The sequence below is a fragment of the Sphingobium sp. TomTYG73 genome (assembly GCF_055394245.1).
Genome location: NZ_AP027339.1, coordinates 1,378,670 through 1,392,461, shown reverse-complemented (window position 1 = coordinate 1,392,461; position 13,792 = coordinate 1,378,670). Strand labels below are relative to the sequence as shown.

The 13,792-nt window shown below is 65.4% G+C and carries 10 protein-coding genes; all 10 read right to left on the bottom strand.

Annotated features, from left to right (window positions below; translation table 11 throughout):
• Nucleotide 1: 1 nt before the first annotated feature.
• Nucleotides 2-3,331, bottom strand: coding sequence for a glycosyl hydrolase (locus ACZ5TH_RS06995; RefSeq protein ID WP_464793398.1), 3,330 nt, complete (start codon nucleotides 3,329-3,331; stop codon nucleotides 2-4).
• Between the two features lie 16 nt (nucleotides 3,332-3,347).
• Nucleotides 3,348-4,289 carry an alpha/beta hydrolase gene (locus ACZ5TH_RS06990; RefSeq protein WP_464793397.1) on the bottom strand — a complete coding sequence of 314 codons (942 nt, stop codon included), beginning with the start codon at nucleotides 4,287-4,289 and terminating at the stop codon, nucleotides 3,348-3,350.
• 32 nt (nucleotides 4,290-4,321) lie between these two features.
• Nucleotides 4,322-5,632, bottom strand: a complete 1,311-nt coding sequence (locus ACZ5TH_RS06985; RefSeq protein WP_464793396.1) for a family 1 glycosylhydrolase — start codon at nucleotides 5,630-5,632, stop codon at nucleotides 4,322-4,324.
• Between the two features lie 20 nt (nucleotides 5,633-5,652).
• Complete coding sequence (locus tag ACZ5TH_RS06980) at nucleotides 5,653-6,492, bottom strand: alpha/beta hydrolase (RefSeq protein ID WP_464793395.1); 840 nt, start codon at nucleotides 6,490-6,492, stop codon at nucleotides 5,653-5,655.
• Nucleotides 6,493-6,556: 64 nt separating this feature from the next.
• The gene (locus tag ACZ5TH_RS06975; RefSeq protein WP_464793394.1) at nucleotides 6,557-8,902 is read right to left on the bottom strand and encodes a TonB-dependent receptor; all 2,346 of its coding nucleotides are present in this window, start codon (nucleotides 8,900-8,902) and stop codon (nucleotides 6,557-6,559) included.
• A 25-nt stretch (nucleotides 8,903-8,927) separates the two neighbouring features.
• Complete coding sequence (locus tag ACZ5TH_RS06970) at nucleotides 8,928-9,752, bottom strand: fumarylacetoacetate hydrolase family protein (RefSeq protein ID WP_464793393.1); 825 nt, start codon at nucleotides 9,750-9,752, stop codon at nucleotides 8,928-8,930.
• Nucleotides 9,752-10,651, bottom strand: coding sequence for a VOC family protein (locus ACZ5TH_RS06965; protein WP_464793392.1), 900 nt, complete (start codon nucleotides 10,649-10,651; stop codon nucleotides 9,752-9,754). Before ACZ5TH_RS06965 ends, ACZ5TH_RS06970 begins: the two co-directional genes overlap by 1 nt.
• Complete coding sequence (locus tag ACZ5TH_RS06960; RefSeq protein WP_460986125.1) at nucleotides 10,648-11,079, bottom strand: GlcG/HbpS family heme-binding protein; 432 nt, start codon at nucleotides 11,077-11,079, stop codon at nucleotides 10,648-10,650. Before ACZ5TH_RS06960 ends, ACZ5TH_RS06965 begins: the two co-directional genes overlap by 4 nt.
• Entirely contained in the window at nucleotides 11,076-12,539 is a 1,464-nt protein-coding gene (locus tag ACZ5TH_RS06955) for a bifunctional 3-(3-hydroxy-phenyl)propionate/3-hydroxycinnamic acid hydroxylase (RefSeq protein WP_464793391.1), read from the bottom strand. The genes ACZ5TH_RS06960 and ACZ5TH_RS06955 overlap by 4 nt, the downstream gene beginning before the upstream one ends.
• An 18-nt stretch (nucleotides 12,540-12,557) precedes the next feature.
• Nucleotides 12,558-13,787, bottom strand: coding sequence for an amidohydrolase family protein (locus ACZ5TH_RS06950; protein ID WP_464793390.1), 1,230 nt, complete (start codon nucleotides 13,785-13,787; stop codon nucleotides 12,558-12,560).
• Between the last annotated feature and the right edge of the window lie 5 nt (nucleotides 13,788-13,792).

Sequence of the window (13,792 nt, the reverse complement as noted above, 5' to 3'; positions counted from 1 at the left end):
TTCACTTGGTCCACAGCGTCACCGGGCCGATCAGACCGCCCGGACGTAGGGGCGCGTTCGGTTTATAGGTGGGAGCGGCGGTGAAGGTTATGGGTTTGGCGCCGGGTTGCTTGTCACCGATGAGGCGGTTGACCCAGAGATTGGCGACTTTCACCTCCAGCTGGTTGCTGCCGGATTTGACGAAGCGGCCGATGTCGAGGCGATAGGGTGCGAACCAGCTGGTCCCGGCAAGCTGGCCGTTTACGCGGACTTCGGCGAGGTCGCCTACCTTCCCAAGATCGAGCCAGAGTGGCTGGCCGCGTTTTGCGGCTTTGGGCAGAGTGAAGCGGCTGGTGTAGGCGGCGATGCCGGAGAAGTAGCGGACGCCTTCTTGCCTCGCTTCGTTGAGTGGCGTGAGTTGGGGCATCGGCAGGGTGGCGGGCGCACCCCGGCCGGGCTGGAAGCTGATCTGCCATGGCTGGTCGAGGGTTGCGATCTGGCGCGGGTTGGGCGCGGTGATCGTCGCGGCGGGGGCGCTGGCGGGCTTGCGGAAGAGGATGAAGAAGGCATCTTCCGCGCCGACGTCCAGCGGGATGACGGTTTCCTGACCTTCGGTGCGGTAGGAGACAGGTGCTGCCGTGCCGTCGATCGCGCGCCAGATTTCGGGCTGGCGGCCGGTCACGCGGAAGCGGGCTTCGATCTTTTCCGCGCGGTTCTGGCGGTTGTTGACGAAATAGAGTTCGCCGTCCTGCAGCGTGCGATGGACAAAGCGATACTCGCTGTCGGGCGCGCCGCCGGTGACACGGAAATCAGGGGCGATGCCGATGCGGGCAAGGGCGGCGTCCGGGTCTTGAGCGGGGATGATGCGCGGCTTGGCGGTGGTGGTGCCTTTCCACAAGCGATCGACAAGCGCGGCGAAGGCGGCGGGATCATCCTTCATAGCGGGGTCGCGCTCGGGCGCTTCGCCGATGATGGGGACGCCTGCGTCGGCGAGCGCGGCGATGCGGCGCAGGGTGGGCAGGGTCATGACGCGGCTCGATCCGCCGAGATAAAGGGCGCGGTAGCGGGCGCCGCCGGGCGCGACCAGCTGGCCATCCTCGACCTTCAGGACATTGGCGAGGATGTCGGCGTTGACGAAGTCATAACCATAGCCCTTGGGCAATCCCGCCGGTTCTGCGGTCGCGAACAGGGCGGTGATCGGCGCGTCCTCTCCATGGAACCAGGCGATGTCGGCATGGTCGCGGCCCTGCTGAAGCAGGTAGCTGGTGCGGGCCATATAATCGACCCAGGGGCGCGCCATTTCCGCCCAGCTTTCATGCCGGTTGAAATATTGGCCGAAGATCATGAGGCTGAGGCCCGGAACCTTGTCATCGACCGGCTGATGGACGGAGGTGTGGACGATCGGCCGGTTGATGCCGGACGCGAATTCCAGGTCGATGATGCGCTTCAGGTCCGAAGGCGCGAAGGCCCAGGGCGACATGGCGGATGTCATGGATTCGGCGGCGACGATATTCTGGCCGTAGATATGGGCGACCGATGCCGCGCCCTTCATGTCGCCGAGCAAGGTCGGACGGGGCTTTGCATCGCGGTTCCAGGTCCAGAGCGCGGCCATCGGCACATCGGCATGGCTGCGCATGGTGAGGTCGTCGCCCAGGACCGGGCGCACATCCTCAAGCGCTTCGCCATAGAGGATGAGGCCATTTTCATGCGCGACCTTCGCGATGGTGCCATAATGCGCGTCGGCGAGAAGATCGGCCAGCGTCTGGCGATAGTCGTGGAGGAAGGCGTCGCTGCGCGCGGGCGAGCCGACGATCGCGCCGGTGAGGACGGGCAGATAGGGCAGGGGATCATAGCCGCGCCGGGCCGTGAATTCCTCGACCATGCGCGGCGTCCAGTTGGAGGGGCCGACCTCTATGCTGTCGGTCAGGAGCGCGCGGATGCCTTTTGCGCCGATCCAGCCGGGGCCGACCGCGTCGCGATACATGGAAAGATAGGTTTCCATGTAGCGGCGCACGGCGGCGGGATCATATTTGTCGACTTCAAGGCCGGTGGCTTCGGCGGTGGCGGGATGGTTGGTCTTGCCGAGTAGCGAATAGCCGAGGCGGAGGATGCGCCAGTCGCTGTCCGCAGGCGGGGTCCAGTCGAGCGTGCCGTCAGGACGGAGATGGCTGCTGATGTCGATGACCTTCGATGGGTCTACGGCGCCAGCGGTGGAGGATGATCCGGCGGGGAGGGCGGCGTAGTCGCGCAGGATGGTGAAGCCCGCCTTGGCCTCGAACCGGTCGAGGCGTGGTTCGGCGGATAGCTGGAGCGCGCCGATGGCCAGCTTTGGTTTGGACGGCTCAGCGAAGAAGTCGATGGTGACGGCTCCCGGCACGCCGTCGCCAAGGCCGGGCGCGCGGGGCGTGTCGTTGCGCCGCAGGACGATGCGGAAGCGGCTGGCGGTGACGGCGGGGAAGGCTATCGTGGTAGCGGCTTCGGAGAGGGGGAAGTCGCCAACCTGTCGCCAGCTGCCGCCTTGTTCCGCCTCTAGCACCGGACGGTAGGCCGGGTCGCGAAAGGGGGGCTTGGCATTGGGGACGAAGAGGCTGGCGGAGCGGACCGTGACGGGCTTGCCATAGTCGAGGATCAGTGTGCCGGGCTGATCGGGGGTGCCGGTGGTGATTTGGGCGGTGGTGTTGAGGTCGGCATCATCTAGCGCGGCGGCATCGATAGCCGTGCCGTCGCCTTGACGCATTTGCGGGCGGGGCAGGCTGGCGCGCTTTACCGGAAAGGCGAGCAGGCGGACGTCGCGATAGAGTGGGGCGAGCGTTTTCGAGCCACCCATGCCTTCGAAGGCGGGAGGGAGGGACGCGCTCTGGAAGGGGCCGACCGTGGCGGGTGGTTGGGGCAGTGCGCCGGTCACGCGGCGGCCGCCGCGCACGGTGGTTTCCGCCCAGACGAGCTTTTTCATCGCATCTTCGGGCTTGACCCAGGGGCCGCCCGTCTCGCTCCAGCCGGGGGAGGAGGCAATGGCGAATTCCAGGCCCTTGGCATCAGCGGTGCGGACGGCGTGGGCGAAGGCGTCTTTCCAGTCCGGCGTCATGTAAACAAGCCGCTTGGGCACGATCTGCGGCGTTTCCAGGCTGGCGTCGAAATTCTGGACGCCGCCGATTCCCATGCGCGCCATCCAATCGAGATCCTTGTCGATCCCTTCCTTTGTGATGTTGCCGTTCATCCAGTGCCACCAGACGCGCGGCCGGGCGCTTTGTGGCGGATTGTGGAAACCGTCCGCCAGATCGTCGGCGAGCAGCGGACTGGCGAAGGCGGTGCAGGCGAGCAGCAGCGCTAGACGAAGGGCGCGGGTCTTCATGCCGGTATCCTTTGGATCAACGGGCGGTAGCGGGGGCGTCGGCCAGCCAGCCGTGCATCCGCAGCCAGTCGGCGAATTGCGGCAGAACGCCGGTCGAGGTGGTGCCGGGGCGGCCAGCGCCGAAACCGTGGTCGCCGCGTTCATAGGCGTGCAGCTCGACCGGGCGGCGGGCCTGGCGCCAGGCTTCGGCGATGGCGAAGCCCTGCTTCTTGAACAGCCCGTCGTCCATGGCGATGGCGGCGAACATCGGTGGGGCGTCGGTAGGGACCGTGACGGCGGTCATGGGGCCGTAGATATAGCCGATGAAGGCGGGGCGGGCGTCGCCCTGGCCCTCCAGCGCGGCGCTGAGCGCGGTCATGGCTCCGGCGGAAAATCCGATCATACCGACGCGGGCGGGATCGACGCGGAACTCCTTGGCGCGGCTGCGGATCATCGCGAGGGCGGTCAGCGCGTCCTGCGTCGCGCGGGGTTCCTTGATTTGGTCCACCGCGCCGGGCTTGGTTGCCTGCGCCATGCGCTGGCCCATGAATGTGCCGTAGGCCTTCGCGTCGCGGGGGGATTCGTTTAGGCGGTATTTGAGGACGAACGCGGCGATGCCTTGGGCAGCGAGCCAGCGGGCGATTTCCTCGCCTTCGCTGACCATGGAAAGTTGAAGGAAAGCGCCGCCGGGCGCGACCACGACGCCTGCGCCAGTGGCCTTTGCAGGGTTGGGGAGATAGGGCGTTATCGTCGGGCGCGTGACATTGCGGACAATGTCATTTTCCATGTGCAGCTGACCATAACGGACGCTGTAATGCTCCCATTGTTCGTTGTCGGCATCCTTGGCGGAGGGATAGAGCGGGATTTCGGCGAGCTTTGGCTTGGCGATCGGCGTGAGCTGCATTTGCGCGGCTGCGGGGGCGGCGATCGCCAAGGTGAGCGTGGTCAGGACGAGGGTGGTCAGGGCCGGGCGCTTCATCGAACGGGTCTCCTCTCTATCTGTTCTGTGCATTAAATCGCATTGGAGCGTGCGATTGCACCATATACGGTCGCGCTGGGCTTGGGAACGCGGACAAAGGTGGTGGGATCGAAGCTGTGGAGGCCGAATTTCGGGCGATAGCCGAAGATCCATTCGAAGTTGTCGATGAGCGACCAATGGCTGTAGCCGATGACGGGCACGCCCGACGCGATGGTCTTTTGCAGCTCCGCAAGGGCGGCGGGGATGAAGCGGGCGCGGATGCTGTCGTCATCGGCGCCCACGCCATGTTCGGTGACGAAGATGGGGACGCCGGTCGCTTCATGGGCGTAGCGGACGGCCCCGGCGAGGGAGGGGGCATAGACTTCCGCACCGGAATAGTTGAGTTGCGCGCCCTTGGGCGGGGGAAGCTTGCCCTTGTCGCTCCACATATTGCGTTCGTAATTCTGGACGCCGAGGAAGTCGTCGGCCCGCGCGGTTTCCAGCCATGCGCCGTAGAGCTCCCGCCGCTTGGCATCGCGGAGGCTGTTGCGGCCGATGGCTTGGTCATCGAACATGGAGAGGGAGAGGCCGACGGGTAGGTCGCCGCGCACGGCCTTGATCGCAGCCTTTGCAACCTTGTGTGCGGGGACGAGGTTTGCCTGCATGGCGTCGAGATCGTCCATGTTGGCGGCGTTGAGCGCGGTGAATTTGGGCGTGCCCATGCGGCGGGCTGCTTCGGCGAGCATCGCCTTTTGCGCCTCCATGACCTGAGGCGGCAGGACCACGGCGCGCAGGACGAGGAGGATGTTCGGTTCATTGAAGGTGATGGCGTGGCTGATGCCGCCTGCCAGATGCCGGGCGGCGCGGTCGCAGAAGCGGCCGAAGAGCTGGATGCCTTCGCTGTTGGTCCAGCCGGCCATGGCGCTGAACCAGCGCGGCGCGGTGAAATGGTTGAAGGTGACGACCGGGTTCAGGCCGCGTTCCCGTGCGCCTTCGATCATGCGCTTGTAATGATCGAGCATGGCGATGGAGAAGAGGCCGGGTTCGGGCTCTATCCGCGCCCATTCGAGGGAGAAGCGATAGCTGTTGAGGCCCATGCCCTTGGCGAGGTCCATGTCTTGGGGCCACAGGGCGAAGCTGTTGGCGGCGTCGCCCGAGGGCGTGGAATAGATGGTGGGCTTGATATTTTCGAGCAACCACTGGTCGCTGGCGACATTATTGCCCTCCACCTGATGCCCGGCGGTGGAGGCGCCCCAGAGGAAGCCCTGCGGGAAACGGCGGCCGCTCAGCCGGTCTGCGGCTGTGAGCGCGGGACTGGCGGCGAGAGCCGCGCCGGTGGCGATCAGGGTCCGGCGGTCGATCATGTCTCTCTCCCTTTTTCGGGTTAGTTTGTTGTGTCTTTGATGAAGGCGCAGATTTCGTCGGCGAGGCGGCGGTCGCTGGTGCCGAGGTGCATGGGCAGGCTGTAATGATTGTGGCCGCTGACGATCGTCGCTCGCGGCATGGCGCCGTGGCGGTTGAGCCGGTCCTGCATCAGCCCGAGAAATTCCTGTTGGAAGCGGGCGGGGTCATGCTGGGCGCAGGCGATGAAGAGCGGGAGGGTGGTCGAGGCCACGGCTTCGAGCGGCATGCGGTCGGGGTAGAGTGCTGGGTCGCCATAATAGAGCGTGTCGCGTTCATCGAGCGGGGTGTAGCCATAGAGGCCGGAGAGCAGGATGGCGGCGCGGATATCGGCCGTGCCGTGGCGCTGCATATAGCCTGCGACATGGACCGCGCCTGCCGAGGTGCCCATGAGGACGATGCGGCTGGGGTCGCCGCCATGCTGGGCGGCGTTGCTCTTCGTCCAGGCGATGATGGAGGCAACGTCTTCGGGACCGGCGGGCCACGGGTGGTCGGGCGCGAGGCGGTAGTTGGGGACGATGCCCATGAAACCCGCCTGCGCCGCCAGGCGGCCGACATTGGCGTTGGGCCAACTTTGATCGCCACCCTTGTCGCCCTTCAGAAAGCCGCCGCCGTGGAGGAAGATGAGGATGGGAGCGGAGGATGTGGATTGCGGGCGGTAGAGGTCGAGGCGGTGGCGCTCGTGGGGGCCATAGGGGATGTCCGTCGCGGTGGCGGGGATGCGAGCGGCGAGGGTGCTCTGTTCCGCATCGAATAACGCGGTGCAGCGGGCTAGAATGTCAGGGCCGAGGGCTTGGCCCATGGCGGCGATATCGTGCCTCATCCGTTTCGTCCTTAGCTGGCAACAGAGGCGGGCGATCTCATTTGGACCGCCCGCCAGCTTTTGATCAGAAACGCGCTTCGAACGACACGCCGAAGGTGCGCTCGGCTTCCCGCGTGCGCCAGTTCACGTAGCCGCCGTCCGAGAAGGGGAGGCCAAGGATTGCCGAGTTGAAATCGACGTCGAACAGGTTGCGCACGAAACCGCCCACGCGCCATGCGCCGTCCGCATCGCCTATGCCAAGGTTGAGGTTCACCACTTCATAGGCGGGCTGAATTGTATTCTTGTCACCCACCGCATTTTGCGTCTTGGACCGGAAGGACAGGTTGCCGGATGCGTCGAAGGTCAAGCGGTCGGTGACCGGATATTCCCAGTTCGCGCCCAGCACGACACTATATTTGGGTGAGCCGGGCAGAACTTCCCCGCTGGCGTCAAACAACTGACCCGGCGTTGCCGAGGCGTTGCAGACCGTCGCTGCGGTGCCCGAAACGACGAACACGGTCGGGCAGGCCGTCACATAATCGGTGAACTTCGCGTCCGAATAGGTGAGGGACGCGTTGACCGAGAAGGTCTTGGAAGGACGGGCGACCAGCTCGACTTCAAACCCCTTCACTTCCGCGCCACCGGCATTTTCGGTGAGGAATTCCTGACCATCGAAGACTGACGTCTGAAGATCCTTATATTTGTCCCAGAAGGCGTTGAGGTTGACGGTCAGTGTGCGGTCGAGGAACTGCATCTTCGCGCCCGCCGTGATGTCGTCCACCGTCTGCGGCGCGACCGTGCTGCGGGTGCCGGTGAGGCCCGAGAAGGTGACCGTCGGCCCCAGATAACCGCGTGCGTAGGTGGCGTAGAAGAGGAGATCGCGGTTGGGCTTATATTCGAGGCCCGCGCGGCCCGAAATGTCGGTCTTCTTTGCCCGGCCGGTCTGCGGCGCGCGCACGTCGTAAGGCACGGTGCCCGATGGCGTGAAATTGTTCGCGGGAGATGGCGGATCGAACGGCGCCAGTTCCGGATCGGCATAGGAGTAGTTCAGCGCCTTCACCTTGTCCCGCGTGAGGCGCGCGCCGCCGATCAGGCTGAGCGTGTCAGTGATATGATATTTGCCGTCGAAGAACAACGCGGCGCTGTCCGATGTGGTGCGCGTGACGTTATAGCCTGCGGTGATCGAGACGGTCGGGAAGGTCGAATAGGGCAGCGCCGGACGCAAGATCGCGCTCTGGCCGCCGCCAAGGCCGGTCTTTTGCCGGGAGAAGAACAGGCCCGCAATATATTCGAGCGGTTGGCCCTGCGGTGAAGTCAGGCGCAGTTCCTGCGAAAAGAAGCGCTTGGTTTCGCCTTTCGACTTGGCGAAGAACTTCTCATAAGGCAGGCCATCGATTGCATAGGTGAAGGGCGCTTCGTTGAATTCGCGCCAGGCCGAAACGGACGTGAGGGTATGATCACCCAGTTCAAGGTCCACCTGAAGCGAGGCACCGTAATTTTCGACGTCGTAGAAGCCCGCGCCGTCTTCGATGGACTCTTCATTGTGCAGGCCGGGCGTGACGCCCAGCGCCGCGAGATTGACGAAGGGCACGCCAGCGATGCCGCCCGGAGCGGTCTGAGCGGCTGAGAGCTTGTTGAGGGTCCAGGTCTGGCCGGGTCCCTTCTGCTTCTGGCGCGAATAGTCGCCGATCAGGGTGACCGAGAGACCATCGGTGGGCTCGACCAGCAGCTTGGCGCGTGTGCCATAATAATGCTGGCCGCCCCATGTCTCATCGCGGACGACATTTTTGATGAAGCCGTCATAGGCGCGGTCGAAGGCGTAGATGTTGACCGCGGCTTTGCTGCCGATCGGAATGTTGACCGCGCCATGAATGTCGCGCTCGTCGAACGAGCCATAGGAGGCGAAAACATTGCCGCTGAATTCGCCGAGTTCGGGCTTTTTGGTCGTGATGTTGATGACGCCCGAAGAGGCGTTCTTGCCAAACTGGGTGCCCTGCGGTCCCTTCAGCACTTCGATCCGTTCCAGATCGCCAAGGCTGTTGACCGGGCTACCGAAGCCGATGACGACATTATCGACCACCAGGCCGACCGGGGCTTCGGACGCGCTGGTGAAGCCGCCGAGCGTGCCGACGCCGCGAACGCGGAAGCCAGCGTCGTTGGGGGTGGTGCCGAACTGCACGCCCGAAAAGGTGTAGGCGATGTTGGTGAGGTCCTTGAAGCCGGTCGCGGCAAGCTGGTCACCGCTAAGAGCCGACACGGCGAGTGGGACGTCCTGCAGGCGTTCGGCGCGCCGGGTGGCGGTGACGATGATGTCCGTCGAGGCGACGGGCTCGGCCGCTTGCGGCGCGGTTGTTTCCTGCGCCCATGCAGGCGTCGCGATGGCGAGCAGGCTGGCGCTGCCCAAGGCTATGTGCGTGGTGAACTTTCTCATGACGTTGATCCTCTCCCCTTGTTGATTACTGTTCGTCGATGATGCGGTTGGTGAGCGTGCCGATGACGCCGATGCTGATTTCGACCTTGTCGCCGGCCTTCATGTAGAGCGGCGGGGTGCGTTTATCGCCGACGCCGCCGGGGGTGCCGGTGGCGATGACGTCGCCGGGGGCAAGGGGCGTGAAGGCGGAGATATATTCGATGACGGTGGCGATATCCCAGATCATGTCGCTGACCGGCTGATCCTGGAGAAGTTCGCCGTTGAGGCGGGTCTGGACGCGCTGGGCGGCAAGGTCGCCCGCCTCGTCCGGCGTCACCAGCGCGGGGCCGAAGCCGCCGGTGCCGGGGAAGGTCTTGCCGGGCGTGAACTGGATATTGTGCCGCTGCCAGTCGCGGGCGGAGCCGTCATTGAAGCAGGCGTAACCGGCGACATGGGCCATGGCGTCGGCGCGGGCGACCTTGTGCGCGGGCTTGCCGATGATGACGGCCAGTTCGCCTTCATAGTCGTAGCGGCTGGTGACGGACGGCTTCACCATGGGCTGGCCGTCGGCGACTAGGCTGTCGGCATAGCGGACGAAGATTGCGGGGTGCTCCTTCTGCTCGCGGCCGGTTTCCTTGACATGTTCGGCATAGTTAAGGCCGACGCAAAGGATCTTGGCCGGGTCGGGGATGACCGGGAGCAGGACGATGTCGTTGCGGTTGTAGCTGGCGCACTCGGTTAGCGAGGCGAGGTTGCCCGCGGCGAGCGCGGCCTTGAGGCTCGGCGCGCCGGTCAGTTCGACGATCGCTTCGCCGTCGAGGCGGCCGAAGCTGGGGGTGCCGTCAGGGCGGCGGAAACTCACGTAGCGCATCAGACTTGTTCCTCGTTCAGGGGTTGCGGAGCCCAGTCGCGGCGGTGGCGGAATTTCTCCTCGGCGGCGCGGAGGCCGGTGAGATCCTTGTCGGACATGCCCCACTGATCGATGCGGCCTTCGGGCCAGGTCCAGTCTTCGGGGGCTCCGGCTTTGTAGTCGTCGGGCACCTTTTCGACGGCGGTGGAAAATTCGATCACGGGACCGAAGGGAGCGATGAAATAGGCGAAGACGTTGGCGCCGGGGCCGTGGCGGCCGGGACCCCAGGCGGGGGCCATGCCATGATCGCGCAGGCGGCCGATGCCGCGCATGACTGCGTCCATATCGGCCATCTCGAAGGCGATATGGTTGAGGGAGGAAAAGCCCGCGCGGGCGAAGGCGGTCGAGTGGTGGGACTCGTTGCAGCGGACGAAGACCATGCCCTTCGTCCGGTCGGAGACGCGGAAGCGTAGTGCTTCCTCGATCAAGTGGCCGGTGGCTTCGGCGTCGGTGGCGTTGAACACCACATGGGTGAGCTTGACGGGGAGATCCTTGCCTTCGATCGGCGCGACTTCGCTTGTATCGGTGAGGAAGCGGAGCAGCTCGCCCTCGGCCAGTTCGACGATGATGCCGTGGCCATTGCCGGGATCGTTCGAAGTGACAGGGCTGGCGGGAAGGTTCGCCTTCGTGACGCTGGCCTTCAGTTCTTCGAGCCGTTCGGGCGAGCAGGTGAAGGTGGTGGAGCGGACATGGGGTTCCGCCGACTCTTCAAGCGCGACGAGATAGGGGAAGCTGCCCGATCCGCGCAGATAATGGGTGCCGCCTCGCACTTCGGCGGGGGCCATGCCCCAGATGTCGGTGAGGAAGGCGGCGGCCTCTGCGGCGTGGGGCAGCGCCAGTTCGATGCTGCGCAGTTTCATTTTGCGTCTCCGTGAGTGAGGCCAGCGGCGGCGATGCCAGCGATGGCGCAGGCTTCGTCCATGTCGCCGGTATCGCCGCTGGTCCCGACGGCGCCGATCATCCGCCCTTCCAAGTCACGGATGATGACGCCGCCGGGTGACAGAGCGAGCTGGCCGCCAGTGACGGCCACCACGCTCTGAAAGAAGGTGGGGTTGGAAGCGGCGCGGGTCGCAATGATTCGTGTGTCCGCCCCCAACCCCAACGCGCCCGAGGCTTTTGCCCTGGCTATGTCGAAACGGAACAGGCTCGCGCCATCCTCTCGCGCGAAGGCGATGGGGTGCGCGCCTGCGTCGAGGATGATGATGGCGAGCGGCTGCGCCTGCTGCGCGCGGGCGTGGGCGAGCGCGGCGTCGAGGATAGTGCGGGCTTGGGCGAGGGTGAGGGTCATGGCCGGAGCTTTGCTTCGAGTAGGGTGATAAGGTCGGCGGGTGTGCCGGTGCCAAAGACATAATGGTCTGGGCGAACGAGGACGGCTTGCGCCTTGTGAACGGTGAGCCAGTCGGCAATGGCGCCGTTGGCAGGGACGAGGGCGATTTCGGCGGGGGCGTCAATGGGCGCGGTGGTGAAGAGGCGCCAGCCGCTGCCGGTAATGTCGTCGAGAAGCTGGCCGTCCACGCTCGGCTGGATGAAGCGTTCGCCTGCGCCGGGGGTGCCGGTGGCGACGATGCCTTGAGCGATGGCGGGGATGAGGTCGGCGGCGGTGCCATGGCTCGCGCCCTTGGCGGCTTCGCGCATTTGGGCGTCGCGGGTGGCGGCTTGGGCGGGGTCAAGCATGCAGATGTAACGGCCTGCGGTTACGGCGGCGGAGATGACGGCGCGGACATGGGGGTCGCGCTCGGTCTGGTAGCTGTCGAGCAGGGTTTCAGGGGCGCGATCCGCCAGCACCAATTCGAGCTTCCAGGCGACGTTCGCTATGTCGCGCAGGCCGTGGCACATGCCTTGGCCGAAAAAGGGCGGTGTCTGGTGCGCGGCGTCCCCGGCGAGGAAGACGCGGCCCTGACGCCATTGCTCCGCGATCAGCCCGTGGAAGCGGTAGGTGGCGGCGCGGACGATCCTGTGCGGGACGCCGGTGAGGTAGGGGGCGACGAGGGCGGCGACATTGCCCGGCTGCATCATGACGGCGTCATCCTCGCCGGGGAGGAGCATGAACTCCCAGCGGCGGTGATTGCCACGGCCCGGCACAATGGTCGCGGGGCGTTTGGGGTCGCACATCATGACAGAGAGCTTTTGCAGGTCGGCGGCTTCCGGTACGCCCCACAGGTCGGGGAAGCGGACCGGGCCGTCGACTTCGGCATCGACGACGAGCCAGGGTTCCTCGAAATCCAGATCGTCGAGGGCTATGCCGAGCGCCTTGCGGACGGCGCTGCGTGAACCGTCGCAGGCGATGACATAGCGGGCGCTTTCGGTGCGGTTGCCGGACAGGTGGAGGGTGACGGCTTGAGCGTCCTGCTCCAGCCCTTCGAACGCCGTCCCGAGCAGGAGGGTGACATTGGGATAGGCGGCGAGGGCTTCGCGCAGATGCTCTTCCAGTTCGGGCTGGTAGAAGAAATAGTCGTTGGACCAGCTGAAGGGGCGGGGGCGGCCGACCGTGCCCATGTAGCGGATGACGCCATGATCCGCGCCGACATGAAGATGGCCCTCCGTTTCGCGCATATCGCCCGCTACGCGATCAATGACGCCTGCGGACTGGAACAGGCGCATCATCTCATGGTCGAGATGGACGGCGCGGGGCAGGGGATAGGGGTGCGCCTCCTGCTCCACGACAAGGACGGACAGGCCGGCCTTGCCAAGGAGATTGGCTGCGAAAGCCCCTACCGGGCCACAACCGATGATCGCTACGTCGAACATCTTACTGGGTCAGTTCTTTCAGGCGGAAACGGGCTGGACGGACTTGTGGAGACGGCCACCCTGCATGATCATGAGGAGGCGCGCGGGGTCCTGAAGGATGGCGACATCCTGCGTGGGGTCGCCATCGACCAGAAGAAGGTCGGCGAGATAGCCTTGCTTGATGAGGCCGGTCTGCTCGCCCATGAGCTGGCCGCCGAGCATGGTTGCTGCGCTCAGGACCTCGGCGAGCGTGAAGCCGAAATAATCGACGAAATGCTGGAGGTCGCGGGCGTTGCGGCCATGGGGATTGAAGGGGAAACCATAGTCGCCGCCGATCAGGATGCGCACGCCGCGTCGCTTGAGTTCGGGGACGAGGCTTGCTTCCAGTTGCATGCGCTGGGTGGCGCTGGCCTTCATCGCGCTCATGTCGATATGGGGTGGGGGCGTTGCTTCCAGCGCTGCGACTGAGACGCCGGGGCCGGGGGCGTAGAAAATCTCGTCCTTGTGCGCGGCGAGCGCATCGATCGCGGCTTCGTCGGCGAAGGAGCAATGGTAGAGGATGCGCGCGCCTGCTTCGAGCGCAAGGTCGATGGCGCGCGGGGTGTAGGCGTGGGTGGCGATCCAGAGGCCGTTCGCCTTGGCCGCTTCGCCAGCCGCCTGCATTTCCTCATCGGTGTAGAGGATGTCCTGCGCCGAGCCGGGCTTCAGCGCATCTTCGCCGGAAATGACGAGCTTTACCGATTTGACGCCCGTGTCGCGGCAATGGTCCATGAAGGCGCGCATCGCTTCAGGGCCGCGGCCGTTGAAGACGTCGCCCGTCTCCACGCCTTCTTCGCCTTCGGGGCTGCGTTCTAGGGTCGAGGGGATCAGGCGCGGGCCGGGAGTCTCGCCTGCTGCGATGGCGCGGGCGAGTTCGGGCTCTATGCCTTCGCCCAGCGCGCCTGCGGAATAGACGCTGGTGAAGCCATGATCGAGGAGGACACGGGCGTTGCGCCACGCGGCGGTCTTGAGCTCTTCGGGCGGCAGGATGAACTGGTGGTAGATATGTTCGACCGAGCTGCCCCAGGTGAGGTGGCAATGCGCATCGATCAGGCCGGGCATGAGCGTGTTGCCATGGCCATCGATGCGGGTGTCGGCGGCGATGGACTGCAGGTCAGCGTCGGCGGGGAAGATGGCGGCGATGCGATCCTGATCGATCAGGACGGCGCCCGGTGCGCTGGCAGCGCCGCTGCCATCGAAGATGCGCACGTTGTGGATCAGCTGCCGCATGTTGT